Here is an 18,838-nt window from a genome sequence, read left to right as displayed (position 1 = left end):
ACTCAGTGCGCCGCCGCGGCCGGCGCCCGGGTCCCGAGCACGCCCGCGAGCCGGCGCACCGCCTCCCGCGCCAGGTCCGGGCTGATGGCGAAGCACATCCGCACCAGGCCCTCGCCCTCTGGTCCGAAGGCGGTGCCGGGCGCCACGCCGACCTTGGCCTCCCGCAGCAGGCGCAGCGCCAGGTCGAGGCTCGGCTCGTCGCCGCCCATCCGGGCCATGAGGTAGAAGGCTCCGTCCGGCGGCGCGACCGTGACGCCCGGGAGGCGCGACAGCCCCTCCACCAGGATCGCCCGGGCCTCGGCGCAGCGGTCCACCATCGTCCGGATGAAGCCGTCGCCCTCCTCGAGGGCCGCGATGCAGGCGTGCTGGACGAAGGTCGGGATCGAGGTGGTGCTGTACTGCCCGAGCTTGGCGAAGGTCGGTGCGAGGCCGCGGGGATAGATCACCCAGCCGGCCCGCCAGCCGGTCATCGCCCAGTTCTTCGAGAAGGTGTTGGTCACGATCAGCCGGTCGTCCTCCGTGCAGATCTGCAGGAAGGACGGCGCGATCCGGTTGCCGTAAGTGAAGTGGGCGTAGACCTCGTCCGAGAGGATCCAGAGGCCGCGCTCCCGGGCGAGGTCGCGCAGGGCCGTCATCTCGGCGAGCGGCATGGTCCAGCCCGTCGGGTTCGAGGGCGAGTTCACCATGATCACCCGGGTGCGCGGCGTGATCGCCGCCGCGATGTCGGCGAGCGGCAGCGCGAAGCGCCCGTCCGGCAGGCGGCGGTACGGCACCGTCACGGGCACGCCGCCGGCGATGCGGACCGCCTCGCCGAGGTTGGGCCAGGCCGGGGAGGGGATGATCATCTCGTCGCCCGGCTCCAGCAGCACCTGGGCCGCCTGCATGATCGCGTTCATGCCGCCCGCCGTGACGCCGAACCGGTCCGGCGGAATCTCCACGCCCCAGTGGCGGGCATGGTAGGCGCCGAGCGCCGCCCGCAGCGCCGGCAGCCCCAGCGACGTGGTGTAGCGGGTGTGCCCGTCGAGCATCGCCCGGTGCGCGGCCTCGACGATGAAGGGCGGCGTCGGCAGGTCGCCCTCGCCGATCCACAGCTTCACCACCTCCGGGTCGTCCCGCCCGCGATCCGCCACGAGGCCGATCTGGCTCGTGCCGATGCCGCGGATGCGCGCCGACAGCGCGGCGGCGAGATCGACGGGCGCGGCGGAGACGAGGGTGTCGGCCATGGCGGCGCGTGCTCTCCGTGCGTCGGGACGCGGCGTCCCGTCGCGCGGCGCGCGTCCAGGGCCTGCGTGGTCCCAACCTGTGAGGAATCCGGCGACCCTGACGCGTTCGGGCGCGGACGTCCAGACCCCGAGGCCGGATCGACCCCGGACGCCGGCGCATGGCCGGGGCACCGCACTGGCCGTGCAGTGTCTTTTGACTATTCAGAAATTTCTGAAATTGCTATACGCCGAGTCGCGCACAGAGCCGGAGGCACGACGTGCTCGCCAACCTCGATCCCTTGATCCTCGCCCGCATCCAGTTCGGGTTCACGGTCGCCTTCCACATCGTGTTCCCGGCTTTCTCGATCGGCCTCGCGAGCTTCCTCGCCGTTCTGGAAGGGCTCTGGCTCGCCACCGGGCGCCAGGTCTTCATGGATCTGTTCAAGTACTGGCTCAAAATCTTCGCGATCGCCTTCGCGATGGGCGTCGTGTCCGGGCTGGTGATGTCCTACCAGTTCGGCACGAACTGGTCGGTCTTCTCGGACAAGACCGGTCCGGTGCTGGGACCGATGATGGCCTACGAGGTGCTCTCGGCCTTCTTCCTGGAGGCGGGCTTTCTCGGCGTGATGCTGTTCGGGATGCGCAAGGTCGGGCCGCGGCTGCACTTCGCGGCGACGCTGATGGTGGCGGTCGGGACCTGCTTCTCGGCGTTCTGGATCCTGGCGGTGAACTCGTGGATGCAGACGCCGGCGGGCTACGGCACGAACGCCGAGGGCCAGTTCGTGCCGCTGGACTGGTGGGCGATCGTGTTCAACCCGTCCTTCCCGTACCGCCTCGTGCACATGGTGCTGGCCGCCTACCTGACGACGGCCCTGGTGGTGGGCGCGGTCGGCGCGTGGCACCTGCTGCGCGACCGGGCCAACCCGGCCGCCCGGACGATGTTCTCGATGGCGATGTGGATGGCCGCCCTGGTCGCGCCGGTCCAGATCCTCGCGGGCGACGCGCACGGCCTCAACACGCTGGAGCACCAGCCCGCCAAGGTCATGGCCATGGAGGGGCACTTCCAGAGTCACCCGGACGGCGCGCCGCTGGTGCTGTTCGGCCTGCCCGACCAGGAGGCCGGCACCGTGCGCTACGCGGTCGAGATCCCGAAGCTGTCCTCGCTGGTGCTGAAGCACGCCCTCGACGCGCCCCTGAAGGGGCTCGACAGCCTGCCGCGGTCGGAATGGCCGCCCGTGCCGATCGTGTTCTGGTCGTTCCGCATCATGGTCGGCCTCGGCATGCTGATGCTGCTCCTGGGCGCCCTCAGCCTCCTCGCCCGCTGGCGCGGCACCCTCTACGCGTGGCGCCCCCTGCACCGCTTCGCGGTGGCCATGGGCCCGGCGGGCTTCGTGGCGGTGCTGGCCGGCTGGATCACCACTGAGGTCGGGCGCCAGCCCTACACGGTCTACGGCCTGCTGCGCACGGCGCAGTCGGCCTCGCCGCTGCACGCGCCGGCGGTGGCGGCCTCGCTCACCGCCTTCGTGGTGATCTACTTCGCGGTCTTCGCCATGGGCACCGGCTACATGCTGCGCCTGATGGGCCAGCCCCCGCATGCCGGCGAGAGCGGGATCGAGCCCGGCGCGCCGATCCGGACGGCGGGCATCACGCCCGCCCCGGCGATCGATCCCGACCGCCACCTCCAGCCGGCCGAGTGAGGGACCCATGGCCTACAGCGTCGATCTCACGGTGGTCTGGGCGCTCGTGATCGCCTTCGCGGTCTTCGCCTACATCGTCATGGACGGCTTCGATCTCGGCATCGGCCTCCTGTTTCCGGTCCTGCGGCCGGGCACGGAGCGCGACACCGCCATGAACTCGGTCGCCCCCGTCTGGGACGGCAACGAGACCTGGCTGGTGCTCGGCGGCGGCGGCCTGTTCGCCGTCTTCCCGCTGGCCTACGCGGTGATCCTGCCGGCGCTCTACGCGCCGATCATCGCGATGCTGCTCGGGCTGATCTTCCGCGGCGTCGCCTTCGAGTTCCGCTGGCGCGATCCCCGCCACCGCGCCGCCTGGGACGTGGCCTTCGCGGGCGGCTCGCTGGTGGCGGCCCTCGCCCAGGGCATCACCCTGGGCGCGCTCCTGCAGGGCATCGCGGTCGAGGGGCGGGCCTATGCCGGCGGCTGGTGGGACTGGCTCACGCCCTTCAGCCTCCTCGTCGGCGCGAGCCTCGTCGTGGCCTACGCGCTGCTCGGGGCGACGTGGCTGGTGATGCGCACCGAGGGCCTGCTCCAGCTGCGGGCCCGGCGCCTGGCCCTGCGCCTCACCGCGGCGACGGTGGCGGCCATCGCCCTCGTCAGCGCGGTGACGCCGTTCCTCCAGGGCCGCTACTACGAGCGCTGGCTGGCGATGCCGAACGTGCTCGTCACCGCGCAGGTGCCGCTGCTCGTGGCGCTCGCGGCCTACGCCCTGTGGCGCACCCTGCGGGGCGGCGCCGAGCGGGCGCCCTTCCTGATCGCACTGGGGCTGTTCGCCCTGACCTTCCTGGGGCTCGGCATCAGCATCTTCCCCGACATCGTGCCGGGCCGGATCACGATCTGGCAGGCGGCCGCGCCCGAGGCGAGCCAGATCTTCCTGCTGGCCGGCGCCTCGGTTTTGATCCCGATCATACTGGCCTACACCGCGTACGCGTACTGGGTCTTCCGCGGCAAGGTCGACGCGCACGGATATCACTGATGGCACCCGCAGCAGCACAGCCCCTCTGGAAGCGCCTCGCGTGGTTCGCGGGGCTCTGGGCCTCCAGCATCGTCGGCCTCGGCTTCGTCGCGACGGTCCTGCGGTATTGGCTCAAGAGCTGATAGACCGGGGGGCGCCCGCCTGACCTCTCGCCGCGTCGGATCCCTGCCGTGCAGCTGCCCCCGCTCGTCCAGACCTTCGTGCTGCATTTCGGCGAGATGGGCTCGCGCTGGGGCATCAACCGGACCGTGGGGCAGATCTACGCCCTGCTGTTCGTGGCCGAGCGGCCGCTCAACGCCGACGAGATCGTCGAGCGGCTCGGCGTGTCGCGCTCCAACGTCAGCATGGGCCTGAAGGAGCTCCAGGCCTGGAACCTCGTCCGGCTCCAGCACCGGCCCGGCGACCGGCGCGACTACTTCACGACGCCCGAGGACATCTGGCAGATCGTCCGCACGCTGGTCGAGGAGCGCAAGAAGCGCGAGGTCGACCCGACCTTGACCCTCCTGCGCGAGCTCCTGATGCAGGAGCCAGCGACCGAGGAGGAGCGGCACGCCCAGGCGCGCCTGCGGGAGATGCACGACCTCTTCGAGCTGTTCGCCGGCTGGTACGCGGACGTGCGCCGCCTCGACACCGAGCGCCTCGTCCAGCTCCTGACGCTCGGCTCGAAGGTCCAGAAGGTCCTGGAGATGAAGGATCGCCTGACCCGCCTGCCGGGCCGGATCGGCGGCCGGTCGGCCAAGTCGGACTGAGCCGCCTCGCGGCCGATCAGGCCTCGGCGAGCGCGCCCCGATAGAGGGCGATGAGCGAGGCGCCGACATGCTCGATGTGGCGCCGCAGGCACGCGGCCGCCGCCTCGAACGCGCGGTCCTCGCACAGGGCCAGGATCTGCGCGTGCTCGCTGACCGCGCGGGTCGCGTCCTCGGAGGTCGCGATCTGCAGCCGCGTCGGCCGCTCGCAATCCTGCAGCAGCGCCGAGACGATCGCCAGCGACCGCGGCCGGCCGGCGTGCCGGATCAGGTCGAGGTGGAAGCGGCTGTTCAGGTCGCCCCACCGGAGGACCTGACCGGTCTCCAGCGCCGCGCCGTACTCCTTCGAGAGGGCGTCGAGATCGCGGATGTCGTCGGGGGTCAGGTGCGGGACCGAGAGCAGGAGCAGTTCCGGCTCGAGCTGGACGCGCAGCTGGAAGATGTCTTCCACCTCCTGCAGCGAGAGGCCCGTCACGACCGCCCCGCGGTGCGGCACGATCCGCACGAGCTTGCTGGCTTCCAGCTGCAGCAGGGCCTCGCGCACCGGGATCCGGCTGATCCCGAATTCCTCCGCCAGGGCGTCCTGGCGCAGTTGCACCCCCGGCGGCAGTTCACCGTTCAGGATCTGCTCGCGGAGCGAGTCCGCGACGGCCGCCGCCACGGTCTTGTGCCGCAGTCGGTCGGGTGCGGGACGTCCGGGGAACGCAGGGGACATCAACGCCTCGGAGAAAACGTATACATTTATACAAGGCACCTTACTGCCCGGAAAACGCGCCGCTGTCCAATGCCAGATTGTCCTGGGGAAACTTGAAGTTTGCTTGGCCGAGAGTCGCAACAGGGCGACAAGTCTCGGGCGTTCTCCGACAGATGTATCAGCAAGGAACAGGCCGTCGCCGGCAAGGCGCCAGGCCCGCCGGTAACGCACGTTCGTGAATACGGCATTGATCCAAGTGAATGACGTGCCCGGATCGCGCGCGCCGGCCGCGATTCACCGGTCCGCCGGATCGTGCCGGAGCGGCGGCGCGGCCCAGGGCGCTTGGCCGAGGGTCTGGGCGAGATGGGCGATCAGCGCCGTCACCCGCGCCGGCCGCGGATCGCCCGGCGGCGTGACGAGGTGCAGGGCGATCGGCGGCGGCGACCAGGCCGGCAGCACCCGCTCGAGGCGCCCGGCTTCGAGGTCGTCCCAGATCATGAAGTCGGGCTGCAGGGCGAGTCCGAGGCCGGCCCGCAGCGCCGGCGCCAGCGCCTCGGCGTTGTTCGCCCGGAGCTGGCCCGCCGGCACGACGACGGCCTCTGCGCCGCTCCCGTCCACGAAGCGCCAGCGGTCCGGCGTCGGCAGGTAGGCGTAGCCGAGGCAGGTGTGGTGGACGAGGTCGTCCGGGTGCTCGGGCCGGCCGTGCCGGTCGAGATAGGCGGGCGTGGCGACCAGCGAGCGGCGGATCTCGCAGAGCCGGCGCGCGCGCAGGGAGGAATCCGGCAGGGCCGCGATGCGCAGCCCGATGTCGAACCCGCCGCCGACGAGGTCGACGACCGCGTCCGACAGGTGGAGATCCACCGAGACGGCCGGGTACTCCCGGAGGAAGGCCGGCAGGATCGGGGCCACGTGCATCACCCCGAAGGTCATCGGCGCCGCGAGCCGCACCAGCCCGCGCGGCTCCGCGGCGCCCGCCGTCGCCAGCGCCTCCGCGGCCTCGCCCTCGGCGAGGATGCGCGCGGCGCCGTCCTTGGCGGCCTGCCCGGCCTCGGTGAGGGCGAGCTTCCGCGACGTGCGGTTGAACAGGCGGGCGCCGATCCGCAGTTCGAGCCGGCTCACCGCCTTCGAGACCGTGGCCTTCGACAGGCCCAGTTCCGTGGCGGCGCGGCCGAAGGAGCCGGTCTCCACCACCTTGGCGAACACGGCCCAGGCCTCGAAATCGGGCAGTCTCATCGATCAGATCCGGAAACGATAGGTTTCCACCGTTTCTATTTTCGCCGCCCATGGCAAGGGGCACATTCCCGTCATCGCAACAGGCCGCCCGCCGCGGCCTTCCGTCGGGAGACATCGCCATGGTTCAGACCGGCCTCCACCACGTCACGGCCTTCTCCGGGCCGGCCCTGCGCAACCTCGACTTCCACACCCGAATCCTCGGGCTGCGTCTGGTGAAGAAGACCGTCAATTTCGACGATCCGGGCACCTACCACCTGTACTACGGCGACGCGGCCGGGCGGCCCGGCACGATCCTGACCTTCTTCCCCGTCGAGCACGCCGCGCCGGGCCGGGTCGGGATCGGCGAGACCCAGGAGACGGCCTTCCGGGTTCCCCGCGCCTCCATCGGCTGGTGGACCCACCGGCTCATCGAGAAGGGCGTGGCCCACGAGCCGCTGGTCCAGGTCTTCGGCGCGCCGACGCTGCGCTTCCGCGATCCGGACGGCATGATGCTCGCGCTGGTGGGCGTCGATGTCGGCGACGCGGAGGGCTGGGCGTCGAGCGAGGTGCCGGCCGAGCACGCGATCCGCGGCCTGCACGGCGTCACGCTCCTCCTCGACAGGGCCGAGGCGACCGCCGCGATCCTCACGGAGGTGCTCGGGCTGGAGGAGGTCGGCCGCGAGGGCAACCTGATCCGCTTCGCGGGCAGCGCCGAGCTCGGCGGCCTCGTCACCCTGCGGGCCGTCGGCGGGTTCCTGCCCGGCCGCCCGGGGGCGGGCTCGGTCCACCACATCGCGTTCCGGGCGGCGGACGACGCCGCGCAGGCCGCGATGGGCCGGGCGCTCGCGGCGCGGGGGCTCCACGTCACCGAGCAGCGCGACCGCCAGTACTTCCGCTCGATCTACTTCCGCGAGCCCGGCGGCGTGCTGTTCGAGATCGCCACCGACGAGCCCGGCTTCGCGGTCGACGAGCCGATCGAGGCCCTCGGCCAGGCCCTCAAGCTCCCCGCCGGCCTCGAGCCGCACCGGGCCGAGATCGAGGCGGTCCTGCCCGCAGTCGCCTGAGCCGCGACACCACCATGCCCGCCCCGCGCCCGCGCGGGGCGGGACCTCTCCCCGTCACCCGTGAGGCCATCATGACCCAGGACACCGCCGGCTTCATCCACCGCTTCGAGCCCGGTCCCGACACCGCGCGCCCGCTGCTGCTCCTGCACGGGACAGGCGGCGACGAGACCGACCTCCTGCCCCTCGGCCGCACGGTCGCGCCGGAGGCCGCCCTGCTGGCGCCCCGCGGCGCCGTCAGCGAGAACGGCATGCCGCGATTCTTCCGGCGCCTGGCGGAGGGCGTCTTCGACGAGGCGGACCTGCGCCGCCGCACCGGTGACCTCGCGGCCTTCGTGGCGGCCGCCCGGACGCGGTACGGGCTCGGGACGCCGGTGGCGCTGGGCTTCTCGAACGGCGCCAACATCGCCGCGTCGCTGCTGCTGCTGCGGCCGGAGACCCTGGCGGGCGCGGTCCTGATCCGCCCGATGGTGCCGTTCGCCGAGCCCCCGGCCGCGGATCTCGCCGGCCGGCCGGTCCTGATCCTCTCCGGGGCGATGGACCCGATCGTGCCCGCCGAGAACGCGCGGCGCCTCGCGCAGCAGCTCACCGCGGCCGGAGCCCGCGTCGAGCACCGGATCCTGCCGACGGGCCACGGACTGTCGCAGGCCGATATCGGCCTGGCGCTGAACTGGCTTCGCGGCCTCGCACTTCCCGAAGCGGCCTGAGCCGGCCGCGCACGACAGGACGGAGCGTTCGACGATGCCCCCGATCTATTCTTCCAGCGCGACCGCCCTGCTGCCGGTGACCGGCCGGCTCCTGATGAGCGCGATCTTCCTCGTGAGCGGCGCCGGCAAGCTCGCGGCCCCGGCAGCGACGCTCGCCACCATCGAGGCCGCCCACCTGCCGCTGCCGCCGCTCGCCTACGCGGCGGCGACCTCCGTGGAGGTCGTCGGCGGGCTGCTGCTCGTCGCCGGCTACCGCACGCGGCTGGTCGCCCTGGCCCTCGCGCTCTTCGCGGTGGCCACCGCGGTGACCTTCCACGCGGCCCTCGGCGACCAGAACCAGATGTTCCACTTCCTGAAGAACCTCGCCATGGCCGGCGGCTTGCTTCAGGTCGCGGCCTTCGGGGCTGGCCCGCTCAGCCTCGACGCGCGGCAGGGCCGAGCCTGACCGGTTCCTCGTTCCGCGCGACCCCCGCCTCGTAACCCTCTGCCTTCTCGACCCTCGGGAGACCACGATGCCCTACTTCACCGCGCAGGACGGCACCCAGATCTACTACAAGGACTGGGGCGCCGGACAGCCGGTGGTCTTCAGCCACGGCTGGCCGCTCAACGGCGACGCCTGGGAGGACCAGATGCTGTTCCTCGCGGAGCGCGGGTTCCGGGTCATCGCCCATGACCGGCGCGGGCACGGTCGCTCGGGGCAGTCCTGGTCGGGCAACGACATGGACACCTTCGCGGACGACCTCGCCGGGCTGATCGCCGATCTCGACCTGCGCGACGCGGTCCTGGTCGGCCACTCCACCGGCGGCGGCGAGGTCGCCCGCACCATCGGGCGTCACGGGACAGCGCGCATCGCCAAGGCGGTGCTGGTCGGGGCCGTGACGCCCCAGATGGTCCGGACCGACGCGAATCCGGGCGGCCTGCCCCGGGACGTGTTCGACGGCATCCGCGACTCGGTCCTGCGCGACCGGTCCCAGTTCTTCAAGGACCTGAGCGGCCCGTTCTACGGCGCGAACCGCGCCGGCGCCGCGGTCAGCCAAGGCCTGCGGGACACGTTCTGGATGCAGGGCATGATGGCGGGCCTGCGGAACGTGCACGCCTGCGTGGCGGCCTTCTCGGAGACCGACTTCACCGAGGACCTGAAGCGCATCGACGTGCCGACCCTGCTCGTGCACGGCGACGACGACCAGATCGTGCCGATCGACGCCGCCGCGCGCGCCGCCGTCAAGCTCGTACCGGGCGCCGTGCTGAAGGAGTATCCGGGCGCCCCGCACGGGCTGGCCGCCACCCACAAGGACCGGCTTAACGCCGACCTGCTCGCCTTCATCCAGGGCTGAGATCCCGGGTCGCGTTGGCCGGCGGCCTTCCCCGCGCCGGTTCGGGCTCCTAAAGCCTGCGACGGGCCGCGCCCCGCGGCCCGTCAGACGCCAGAAGCCGCACGGATCCCCGCATGCCGACCTCCGACGCACCGCTCACCATCGGGATCATCGGCGCGGGAATCATGGCCGAGCGCCTGCTCGGCGCGATCCACGGGGCGGCGGACTCGCCCGTGCGGGTCGCGGCGATCTGGGATCCGGCCCCGGCGGCCCTGGACCGGATCGGCGCGGCCTTCCCGGCGGTGCCGCGGGTGGCCGATTCCGCCGCCGTCGTGGCGGCGAGCGACTGCGTCTACGTCGCCTCGCCGCCCGCCTCGCATCTCGGCTACGCCCGCGCCGCCCTAGCGGCCGGCCGGAGCGTCTTCTGCGAGAAGCCGCTGGCCATCGATCGCGCCGATGCCCGCGCCTTCGTGGCGGAGGCGAGGGGCGCGGGCGCGGTCAATTTCCCGTTCGCCTCGTCGCCGGGCGTGGCGACGCTCGAGCGCTGGATCGCGGCCGGCGCGGTCGGCACGCCCCGGGCGCTCACCGTCGCGGTGGCGTTCGCCCGCTGGCCCCGGCCCTGGCAGGCCGACGCCGCCCGCTGGCTCGACGCGCGGGGCGAGGGCGGCTTCACCCGCGAGGTAGTCTCGCACTTCCTGTTCCTGGCCCGCCGCCAGCTCGGCCCGCTCGCCGGGCTCGCCGGACGGATCGCCTTCCCGGAACCGGGCCGGTCCGAGCGCGCGATCGACGTGACGCTCACGGCGGGCGGGATCCCCGTCACCCTGACAGGCCGGGTCGGGGGCGTCGCGGCCGACGACCACAACACGTGGACGCTGGAGGGCGACGCGGGCGCCGTCCGGCTGCGCGACTGGGCCATCGCCGAGCGACGGGGCGCCGACGGGCGCTTCGAGCCGGAGCCCGACGCGATCCCGAACGAGAAGCTGCGGCCGATCACGCTCCGGCGCCAGCTCGAGGGCGTCGTCCGCATGGCGCGCGGCGAGCCCCACCACCTCGCCACCTTCGCGGAGGCGCTCGACGTGCAGGAAGTCGTCGAGGCGATCCTCACCCTGTGAGGGCGGCCCGCGACGGCGTCAGGAATCCAGCAGGTCGACCAGGAACGGGATCAGCGGCGCGTCGGCGGGCGGCATCGCGAGGTCGCGCAGGGCCTTGGGGCGCACCCACTTGAGCGCCTGCCCCTCCATCGGGCGCGGCGTCCCCGTCCAGCGCCGGCAGATGTAGAGCGGCATCAGCAGGTGGAAGTCCGGGTAGGCGTGGCTCGCGAAGGTCAGCGGCGCGAGACACGGCTCCTCGACCTGGATGCCGAGCTCCTCCGCCAGCTCGCGGATCAGCGTCTGCTCGGGGCGCTCGCCGGGCTCGACCTTGCCGCCGGGGAACTCCCACAGGCCGGCGAGCTGCTTGCCCGCCGGGCGCTCGCTCACGAGGACGCGGCCGTCGACGTCGACGAGGGCGACGGCGACCACGAGGAGCAGGCGCAGGGGCGCGGCAGCGGGGGCGCCGTCGGGGGCGTTCTCGGGCGCCCTCACTGCGCCACCGCGAAGGTGGCCGAGACCTCGGAGGACATCGGGATCGTGCCCGCCTCCAGCGGCACCCGCCGCCCCTTGGCGGCCATCGGCGCCGCGCGGGCCATCTCCAGCGCCGGGCGGTACGGCGTGCCGGCCGCGGCTGTGCTCAGCGTGCAGAGCGGGCCGAGCTTGGCGCCGACCGCCTCGGCGAGGGCCTCGGCGCGGCTCCGCGCGTCCCGTGTCGCCGCCACCTGGAGGGCCGCCTCGCTCTTGTCCGGGTCGCGCAGCCCGAAGCTCACGCCGTCGATGCGGTTGGCGCCGGAGTCGAGGGCCTGCCGGAGCAGGTCGCCGAGGCGGTCCATGTCGGCGAGCCGGACGGTGACGAGGTTGCTGGCGCGGTAGCCGTCGGGCTCCTCGGTGACGGCGCCCCCCGGCCGGGCGACGGTGCGGGTCGCGGTCTGCAGGGTGACGGCGGCCGTGCCGAGGTCGGCGGGCGGGACCCCGAGGGCGCGGGCCTGCGCCGAGACCCCGGCCACCGCCTTCGAGGCCGCGTCGAGGGCGGCCGCCGCACTCGCGCCGCGCGCCTCGATGCCGATCGTCACCTCGGCGAAGTCCGGCGCCCGCGTCTCCGACGCGCGCCCGACGACGCTGATGTGGCGCTTGCACGCCGCGTCGTCGGCCCGCGCCGCGGTCGCCAGGCTCAGGACGAGGAGGGCGCCGGACAGGACCGCCCTCACGAGCGGTAATCCCCGTTGATCTCGACGTAGGCCTTGGTCAGGTCGCAGGTCCAGACGCGGGCCGTGCCGTCGCCCAGGCCGAGATCGACCCGGACCGTGATCTCCGGCGCGCGCATCACGGCGCTCGCCGCCGCCTCGCTGTAATCGGGGTCGCGGGCGCCCTGGACCGCCACCCGCACGTCGCCGAACCAGATCGCGAGCCGGTCGCGGTCGGCGGGCTCGCCGGCCTTGCCCACGGCCATCACCACGCGGCCCCAGTTGGCGTCCTCGCCGGCCACCGCGGTCTTCACCAGCGGCGAGTTGGCGATCGACATCGCGATGCGGTGCGCGGAGGCGTCGCTCTCGGCGCCGGTGACCCGCACGGTGACGAACTTGCGCGCGCCCTCACCGTCCTTGGCGACGAGCTGGGCCAACTCGACCAGCAGGCCGTCGAGCGCCTCCCGGAAGCCGGCGAGGCGCGCGTCGGCGGGATCGGTGACCGCCGGGTTGCCGGCCCTGGCGGTGGCGAACAGCATCAGCGTGTCGGAGGTGGAGGTGTCGCCGTCCACGGTCACGCAGTTGAAGCTCGTCTTCGTCCCGGCCGAGAGGAGCGCCTGCAGCACGTCCTGCGGCAGGGCCGCGTCGGTGAAGACGAAGGACAGCATCGTCGCCATGTCGGGGGCGATCATGCCGGCGCCCTTGGCGATGCCGTTGATCGTCACGCGCACGCCGTCGATCTCGGCCGTGCGCGTCGCGAGCTTCGGGAAGGTGTCGGTGGTCATGATCGCCCGGGCCGCCTCGCTCCAGGCGGCAGGCCCGTCCTCGGCGCGGGCCGCGCAGTCCACCAGCACGCCCGCGAACCGCTCCGCCGGGAGCGGCTCGCCGATCACGCCGGTCGAGGCGACGTAGACCTCGCGCGCGCCGCAGCCCGCCGCCTCCGCGGCGATCTCGACGGTGCGCGCCACCGCGTCGCGCCCGAGCCGGCCCGTGAAGGCGTTGGCGTTGCCGGAATTGACCACGAGCGCCCGCGCCGACCCGTCGGCCAGGGCGTCGCGGCACCAATCCACCGGCGCCGAGGGACACTTCGACCGGGTGAACACCCCCGCGGCCCGGGTCCCGGCCTCCAGCGCCACGTAGAGCACGTCGGTGCGACCGCTGTAGCGGATCCCCGCCTGGGCGGTCGCGATTCGCACGCCCGGCAGGGGCGGCAGATCGGGCATCGCGGTGGGCGCCAGCGGGGAGACGGGAGGGGCTTTCGCGGACGACATCGGCTCGGGCTCCGGCAGCGCGCGGCTCAGGTCCCGCGGCGGCCCGGTGTTGCCCGCGCGACCCCGCCGGCGTCAACTCCGTGCCCAGCCTATGATCAGGCCGCCGGAGTGCTTCGCCATTGTGCAACGGCGGCGCCGAATGCGGCGCGATGACGGCACCGGGCTTGCGTGTGGATTGCATCCCAGCTTAGCATGCTGCATCGCAAAGCCAGCGCGAAGTCGAGTGCGGAATGCCCCCAGCCGACGACGAGACTGCCTCGAGCAGCCTTCCCCAGGGCAGCTGCTACCGGATCCAGGTTCTGGTCGTCGGCCGCCACAAGCGCTGGCGCGACGAGGTCTCGGCCCAGGTCCGGATGCTGGGCTACCAGGTCACCGCCTGCGACCGCGGCGTCGACGCCATGACGGTGCTGGCCCTGGGCCTGCCTGTGGACGTGCTGGTGGTCGATACCGCGCTCCAGGGCGGCCTGTGCTGCGCGCAGCTGGCCGTCGAGGCCCGGGCCCTGCGCCCGGCCCTGCGCATCATCCTCGCCAGCGACCCGGTCGACGCCATGGGGCCTGAGGCGTCGGTCCGCGTGCCCGACGCGCTGCTGGTCCCGCGCGACCAGTTCCAGAACGGGATGATCGCCACGACCATGCGCGAGGCGCTGGCGAGCCGCGCCGCCTGAACTCCGGCGCGAGGCCTGATCGACCCGGACGGCCCGCGAGCCGAGGGTCTGCGCGACCCGTCGATCGAATCGCGGCCGACGCGCTTCAGGCCGTCGCCATGTCTCCCCGAAGGTCGGGACTGTAGCGCGGGTCTTCCTGCCCGATGTCAGCAACGCGGGCCGGACCGTGCCGCAATGCAAGTGCATCGCCCGCGTGATCCAGCGCGAGCGTGTACCGCGCGAAGTCTCGACGCCGCTCGGCAGCGGACACGCGCAGGGCGAAGCTTCCGGGCGGACTGGGAGGCGCCGTCAGAACTGATCCATCGCGACGAGAACGCACCGATTGCCGTTTGCGCGCGCAGCCCGGCAGGTTTGGTCACCTCGAGCGCCCGAGATATCGGGTCTGTCTCTAAGTATTGTCGTCTATCATCTATAATACAAGTTGAACTTGATCGCGCGACACGATGTTGTCATGATCGTATCGTCTATCGTAAGGCCGAAAGTCTGGCCTATTCTGTGGAAGATACGTCTGTGAGAACTGGGATACGCGCTCGTCTCTACGCGGGATTTGCGATGCTCGTCATGATCACGGGCATCATCGGCGCATTCGCGATCTACCAGCAGGCTGTCATCGGCGCGGACCACGCGCTTCAGGAGCGCGTGGAGCGAGGGGCGCAGTCGGTCCTGATGATCGACGGTCACGCCGCACGCCTCGTCGGGACGGCCGAACGGTACCGGCTCCAGCCGGATCCCGACCTGATCGCCGCGATGGAGCAGGCCCGGCAGGCGATCGAGCAGACCTGCGACCGGTACTTCTCGCTGGCCATGACGGACGGGGGGCGGAAGCTCTACGACGACGTGCGGGAGGCCGCCCGCGCCATGAAGCCGGAGCTGGAACGCCTCGCGGCGTCGGGGGCGAGCCTGCGCGAGGCCAGGACGAAGCTCTACGAGACCGGCAACGCGCTCACCAACCTTCTCGCGAGCCTGCTCGCGGACGTGCGCGCCCGGGCCGGCGAGACGATGCTCGCGCGGGTCGAGCACGTCGAGAACGCCGTCCTGCGGTCCCGCATCGCGTCGGCCCGCTTCGTGATCGGCCTGGACGCACAAGACCGCGACGCCTTCGAGCAGCGGGTCGAGCAGGCTCTGGCGGCCCTGGACGCGTTCAAGGACGCGCAGGGCGGCGCGGTCTTCGGGCAGCAGGTCAGGGCCGTCCGCGACGCGCTGATCGCCGCCGCGGCCGGCTTCCGCACGTACGATCGGGCGGTGGCGTCGGCGAAGGCGACGTTCGAGACCGGGATCAAGCCCCACGCCGACGCGATCGACCGGCTCGGCATCGCGCTGCGCGACCGGATCGTGGCCGCCGGCGAGACGATTTCCCGGGAGACCGCCCTGGCGGCGAGGCGGGCCCGGTACATCCTGATCGGCCTGGTCGCCGCGGCCCTGCTCCTCGGGGGTATCCTGGCCTTCGTGCTGGCCCGCAGCGTCATCCGACCGGTCGCCGGCATGACGGAGGCGATGACGCGGCTGGCCGAGGGCGATCTTCACGTCGCGGTGCCGTACCGCGCGGCGACCGACGAGATGGGTGCGATGGCCAAGGCCGTCGACGTCTTCCGCCAGAACGCGGTCGCGCGGGCGGAGCTCGAGGCGGCGCAGGCCGCCGAGCGGGAGGCCCGCCTGCGTCGGGCCGAGCGGGTCGAGCAGCGCGTCCACGCCTTCCAGGCGAAGATCGCCGCCTCGCTCGACATCGTCACGGCGGCGACCAGCGAACTCGACGCGACCGCGCAGGCGATGACCCGGGTGGCCGACAACACCAACAGCCAGGCCGTGACGTCGAGCTCGGCCGCCGCCCAGACCTCGGCCAACGTCCAGACCGTCGCGGCCGCCGCCGAGGAGATGGTCTCCTCGCTCCAGGAGATCGAGCGGCAGGTCGTGCGCTCGAACGCGGTGGCCGGTCACGCCGCCCACGAGGCCGAGGCGACCAACGCCGCCATGGCGAGCCTGCACGCCGCCGCCGAGCAGATCGGGGCCGCCGTGATGATGATCTCCGGCATCGCGAACCAGACCAACCTGCTCGCCCTCAACGCCACCATCGAGGCGGCGCGGGCCGGCGAGGCGGGACGCGGCTTCGCCGTCGTGGCCTCCGAAGTGAAGGAGCTCGCCGCCCAGACGGCCCGGGCGACCGAGGAGATCGGCGGCCAGATCGCCGCGATCCAGGCGGCCTCCGGGCAGGCCGCGGAGGCGATGGCGCAGATCGCCCGCACGATCGCCTCCGTGAACGAGATCAGCGGCGCCATCGCGGCGACGGTGGTGCAGCAGACGGCGGCCACCGGCGAGATCTCGCGCAATGCCGGCGAGGCGGCGCGGGGGACGGAGGGCGTCTCGGCCAACGTGGCGCGCGTGCTGGCCGCCGCCCGGGAGGCCGGGAGCGCCGCCGCGCAGGTTCAGAGCGCGGCGGCCGAACTGGCGACGCAGTCCCTGACGGTCAAGCGCGAGGTCGACAGCTTCCTCAGCGACATCCAGACCGCGTGAGCGACCGGTCTAGATGGCGGCAGCGGGGTCGCTCTCGTCACCGTCGCCGTCGCGGCTCCGCCGGTCGCGCGGCCGCCGGTCCAGGAACGAGCGGCCAATGGCGCGCAGGGGCGCCGTCAGGCGGCGAACGTCCTCGGCCCGCTCCATGATGCGCTCGCCGTTGCGGATCTCCTTATCGAGCCGCGCCATCGTCCGGGCGAGCGCCGGATCGTCGTCGTCCAGCCAGACCTGGGTCACGCGGGCGAAGGCGATGACCACGCCCTGCAGCTTGAGCTGCCCGAGCGACCCCTCGGTGTCGATCCCGGCCGCCGCCAGCATGTAGCGGTGCGAGTTCAGCATGACGCCGTTCAGCGCCAGCATCGAGAGCGGCTCGCCCCGGAGTGCGTAGGCGATCCGGCGCAGCGCCGGCTTGTAGGGCTCCATCGCGTCGAGGCGGCGCATCAGCACGTCGAACAGCCGCTCGCGGGTCGGCTCCTCCTCGAGACCCGTGAGATCGCCCTCCAGAACCTTGCGGTCGATGATGCGGGTCAGCCCGCCGAGGACCGCCCCCTTCGACGGGAACAGGTCGCGCAGCTCGGCGAGCGTCAGGCCCGCCTCCCGGGCGATGTCGCTGACCTCGATGTCGTTCCAGGGCTGCTCGGCGGCGAGGCGCATCAGGGCCTCGACGGCGGCCTCCCGGGGCGACAGCTTCGGCGCCCCGGACTGCGTCCCCGAGGCGTCGGCCCCGGTCTTGTCGGTCTCCTGCGCGACGCTCGCGTGGGCAGCGCTCTCTCGGGCAGCGCCTTCCTGCGCGTCGCCCGCCTTGGCGGGGCTCGAGGCCTTGCGGGGCCGCTTCGAGGGGGCTTTGCTGTCGGTCATGGATCGGTCGCCCGGTCTGATCGGTCGTGTGGCCTCATGTAGGCGGGCGGGCCGCGAAGGGCAGGTCCGTCGCGCGGCCATGCCGCACGGACGCCGCCCGATGTCAGCCCTTGATGCCAACGCCCGATGTCAGCCCGACAGTTCCCCCGCCCGCCGACAGGCCGCGGCCACGGCCTCGCGCATCAGCGCGCTGAGGCCGTCCTCCCGCATCAGCACGTCGAGGGCCGCCGCGGTGGTGCCGCCGGGCGACGTGACGTTGCGGCGCAACTCCGCCGCCTCGGCCGGGCTGGCATCGAGGAGCGCGCCGGCTCCCGCCACGGTCGCCCGGGCGAGGCGGCGGGCGACGTCGGGCTCCAGGCCGGCCGCGATGCCGGCCTCCGCCAGCGTCTCGGCCAGGAGGAAGACGTAGGCCGGTCCGGAGCCCGAGACCGCCGTCACGGCGTCGATCTGCGCCTCGTCGGCGAGCCACGCCACGGCGCCGTTGGCCGCGAACAGGGCCTCGGCGGCCGCCCGCTGCGCGGGGGTGACCTCCGAGCTCGCACAGGCACCGGTGGCGCCCCGGCCGATGCTCGCCGGCAGGTTGGGCATCGCCCTGACGATCGCCCGCGCCCGCGGCAGCCGGCCGCGGAGATCCGCGACGGTCTTGCCTGCCAGGATCGAGACGAGGAGCGTGTCGCGGCCGATGAGCCGATCGAGCCCGGGGGCCGCCGTGTCCAGGCCCTGCGGCTTGATCCCGAGGACCAGAACGTCGCCGGGCTCGGGATCGGACGGGTTCAGGGCGATGCCCCGCTCGGCGCAGAGATCCACGATCGGGCGCACGGGCACCGGGTCGATGATGGTGGTGCGGCGGGGATCGAGGCCCGCCTCCAGCCAGCCCGCCAGCATCGCGCCGCCCATCTTGCCGGCCCCGGCCAGGACCAGGGAGGCGGGCATCCGCGCCGTGGAGGCGCCGGGGGCGGTCACGCCTCGCCTTCGGTCTCGAACAGGACGGCGTCGAGGGCCTCGCGGGCGCTCTTGCCGGCCCAGAGGACGAACTGGAACGCCTGGAAGTAGCGCTCGCAGGCGTCGACCGCCGTCTTCATCATCGTGGCGCATTGCGGGTGGGTCGGGACGGCGCCGCCGGTCAGCAGGAGCGCGTGCCGGAACATCACCACGCTGTCGGTCGTCCAGAGGTCGAAATGGCCGACCCAGAGCTGCTCGTTGATCAGCGCGATCAGGCGCATCACCTCGGTGCGCTGCCGCTCCGGCACCTTGAGGTCGAAGGCGCAGGCGACGTGGAGCGCCTCGACGTCCTCGATCCACGTGAAGGCGACGTTGTAGTCGGTCCAGCGACCGGGGCTCGTGACCGACATCTCGTCGGTCTCGGCCCGGTCGAAGATCCAGTCGCGCAGGGAGGCCAGCCGCTCGACGACGTCGAGCGGATGCTCATTCCGGTCCGGGTCGTGGAAGTCGACGTTGAGAAGCGGCATGACGATCCAAAAGGACGACCCGGACGAGATCCGGCCCGACGTGGCGGTGACGCGAAACCGGAGCGCGAGAACACTCCGAGAACTGGAACGACCGGCAGATCTAGGCCGGCGGTGACGCGATCGACTGTCGAAGCTCTGCGGACAT

The 18,838-nt window shown here is 72.8% G+C and carries 20 protein-coding genes; 11 read left to right on the top strand and 9 right to left on the bottom strand.

Annotation, left to right across the window (positions count from 1 at the left end; genetic code table 11):
- Positions 1 to 2 precede the first annotated feature (2 nt).
- Positions 3 to 1,223, bottom strand: coding sequence for a pyridoxal phosphate-dependent aminotransferase (locus ACX9MN_RS23180; RefSeq protein ID WP_091977879.1), 1,221 nt, complete (start codon positions 1,221 to 1,223; stop codon positions 3 to 5).
- 257 nt (positions 1,224 to 1,480) lie between these two features.
- Here ACX9MN_RS23180 and ACX9MN_RS23175 point away from each other — a divergent pair, with 257 nt between their 5' ends.
- The 4 genes from ACX9MN_RS23175 to ACX9MN_RS23160 are packed head-to-tail and all read left to right on the top strand — an operon-like array spanning position 1,481 to position 4,663.
- Positions 1,481 to 2,899 carry a cytochrome ubiquinol oxidase subunit I gene (locus tag ACX9MN_RS23175; protein WP_091676122.1) on the top strand — a complete coding sequence of 473 codons (1,419 nt, stop codon included), beginning with the start codon at positions 1,481 to 1,483 and terminating at the stop codon, positions 2,897 to 2,899.
- Between the two features lie 7 nt (positions 2,900 to 2,906).
- The gene (gene cydB, locus ACX9MN_RS23170) at positions 2,907 to 3,914 is read left to right on the top strand and encodes a cytochrome d ubiquinol oxidase subunit II (RefSeq protein ID WP_331300209.1); all 1,008 of its coding nucleotides are present in this window, start codon (positions 2,907 to 2,909) and stop codon (positions 3,912 to 3,914) included.
- Positions 3,914 to 4,036: a DUF2474 family protein gene (locus ACX9MN_RS23165; RefSeq protein WP_012321840.1), complete on the top strand. Its 123-nt coding sequence runs from the start codon at positions 3,914 to 3,916 to the stop codon at positions 4,034 to 4,036. The genes cydB and ACX9MN_RS23165 overlap by 1 nt, the downstream gene beginning before the upstream one ends.
- Before the next feature lie 48 nt (positions 4,037 to 4,084).
- Positions 4,085 to 4,663, top strand: coding sequence for a GbsR/MarR family transcriptional regulator (locus ACX9MN_RS23160; RefSeq protein ID WP_020090956.1), 579 nt, complete (start codon positions 4,085 to 4,087; stop codon positions 4,661 to 4,663).
- A 16-nt stretch (positions 4,664 to 4,679) separates the two neighbouring features.
- Here the strand turns inward: ACX9MN_RS23160 and ACX9MN_RS23155 are convergent, their stop codons facing one another.
- The gene (locus ACX9MN_RS23155) at positions 4,680 to 5,375 is read right to left on the bottom strand and encodes a GntR family transcriptional regulator (RefSeq protein WP_489725563.1); all 696 of its coding nucleotides are present in this window, start codon (positions 5,373 to 5,375) and stop codon (positions 4,680 to 4,682) included.
- 273 nt (positions 5,376 to 5,648) lie between these two features.
- Positions 5,649 to 6,587 (bottom strand): LysR family transcriptional regulator, encoded by a 939-nt coding sequence (locus ACX9MN_RS23150; RefSeq protein WP_489725562.1) that lies wholly within the window; start codon positions 6,585 to 6,587, stop codon positions 5,649 to 5,651.
- 119 nt (positions 6,588 to 6,706) lie between these two features.
- Between ACX9MN_RS23150 and ACX9MN_RS23145 the strand changes: the two genes are divergently transcribed.
- The 5 genes from ACX9MN_RS23145 (at position 6,707) to ACX9MN_RS23125 (ending at position 10,759) form a co-directional block, all read left to right on the top strand.
- The gene (locus ACX9MN_RS23145) at positions 6,707 to 7,630 is read left to right on the top strand and encodes a ring-cleaving dioxygenase (RefSeq protein ID WP_489725561.1); all 924 of its coding nucleotides are present in this window, start codon (positions 6,707 to 6,709) and stop codon (positions 7,628 to 7,630) included.
- Between the two features lie 71 nt (positions 7,631 to 7,701).
- Positions 7,702 to 8,334 (top strand): alpha/beta hydrolase, encoded by a 633-nt coding sequence (locus ACX9MN_RS23140; protein WP_482960313.1) that lies wholly within the window; start codon positions 7,702 to 7,704, stop codon positions 8,332 to 8,334.
- Positions 8,335 to 8,368: 34 nt separating this feature from the next.
- Entirely contained in the window at positions 8,369 to 8,779 is a 411-nt protein-coding gene (locus ACX9MN_RS23135) for a DoxX family protein (RefSeq protein WP_482960314.1), read from the top strand.
- Positions 8,780 to 8,846: 67 nt separating this feature from the next.
- Complete coding sequence (locus ACX9MN_RS23130; protein WP_489725560.1) at positions 8,847 to 9,668, top strand: alpha/beta fold hydrolase; 822 nt, start codon at positions 8,847 to 8,849, stop codon at positions 9,666 to 9,668.
- Positions 9,669 to 9,781: 113 nt separating this feature from the next.
- Positions 9,782 to 10,759 (top strand): Gfo/Idh/MocA family protein, encoded by a 978-nt coding sequence (locus ACX9MN_RS23125; protein WP_489725559.1) that lies wholly within the window; start codon positions 9,782 to 9,784, stop codon positions 10,757 to 10,759.
- An 18-nt stretch (positions 10,760 to 10,777) separates the two neighbouring features.
- Here the strand turns inward: ACX9MN_RS23125 and ACX9MN_RS23120 are convergent, their stop codons facing one another.
- Genes ACX9MN_RS23120 through argJ form a run of 3 tightly spaced genes read right to left on the bottom strand, consistent with a single transcriptional unit; the run spans position 10,778 to position 13,193 of the window.
- Positions 10,778 to 11,230 carry a (deoxy)nucleoside triphosphate pyrophosphohydrolase gene (locus ACX9MN_RS23120; RefSeq protein WP_489725558.1) on the bottom strand — a complete coding sequence of 151 codons (453 nt, stop codon included), beginning with the start codon at positions 11,228 to 11,230 and terminating at the stop codon, positions 10,778 to 10,780.
- Positions 11,227 to 11,946 (bottom strand): SIMPL domain-containing protein, encoded by a 720-nt coding sequence (locus tag ACX9MN_RS23115; RefSeq protein ID WP_427507228.1) that lies wholly within the window; start codon positions 11,944 to 11,946, stop codon positions 11,227 to 11,229. Before ACX9MN_RS23115 ends, ACX9MN_RS23120 begins: the two co-directional genes overlap by 4 nt.
- Entirely contained in the window at positions 11,943 to 13,193 is a 1,251-nt protein-coding gene (gene argJ / locus ACX9MN_RS23110) for a bifunctional glutamate N-acetyltransferase/amino-acid acetyltransferase ArgJ (protein WP_489725557.1), read from the bottom strand. Before argJ ends, ACX9MN_RS23115 begins: the two co-directional genes overlap by 4 nt.
- Positions 13,194 to 13,423: 230 nt before the next feature.
- On the opposite strand from argJ, the gene ACX9MN_RS23105 reads away from it, so the two are divergent.
- On the top strand, positions 13,424 to 13,858 hold the full coding sequence (locus tag ACX9MN_RS23105) for a response regulator (RefSeq protein ID WP_020090945.1): 435 nt from the start codon (positions 13,424 to 13,426) through the stop codon (positions 13,856 to 13,858).
- A 561-nt stretch (positions 13,859 to 14,419) separates the two neighbouring features.
- Positions 14,420 to 16,366, top strand: coding sequence for a methyl-accepting chemotaxis protein (locus ACX9MN_RS23100; protein WP_489726350.1), 1,947 nt, complete (start codon positions 14,420 to 14,422; stop codon positions 16,364 to 16,366).
- 9 nt (positions 16,367 to 16,375) lie between these two features.
- Here ACX9MN_RS23100 and ACX9MN_RS23095 read toward each other — a convergent pair whose 3' ends face one another.
- From ACX9MN_RS23095 to ACX9MN_RS23085, 3 genes are all read right to left on the bottom strand, one after another.
- Entirely contained in the window at positions 16,376 to 17,224 is an 849-nt protein-coding gene (locus ACX9MN_RS23095; protein ID WP_489725556.1) for a TetR/AcrR family transcriptional regulator, read from the bottom strand.
- Between the two features lie 129 nt (positions 17,225 to 17,353).
- Positions 17,354 to 18,157, bottom strand: coding sequence for a pyrroline-5-carboxylate reductase (gene proC / locus ACX9MN_RS23090; protein WP_489726349.1), 804 nt, complete (start codon positions 18,155 to 18,157; stop codon positions 17,354 to 17,356).
- Between the two features lie 26 nt (positions 18,158 to 18,183).
- Positions 18,184 to 18,693: a type III secretion system chaperone family protein gene (locus ACX9MN_RS23085; RefSeq protein WP_020090942.1), complete on the bottom strand. Its 510-nt coding sequence runs from the start codon at positions 18,691 to 18,693 to the stop codon at positions 18,184 to 18,186.
- Positions 18,694 to 18,838: the final 145 nt, after the last annotated feature.

The sequence above is a fragment of the Methylobacterium sp. 1A genome (genome assembly GCF_058072805.1).
The sequence above is the reverse complement of the archived record's forward strand: the minus strand, read 5'-3'. Positions and strand labels throughout refer to the sequence as shown.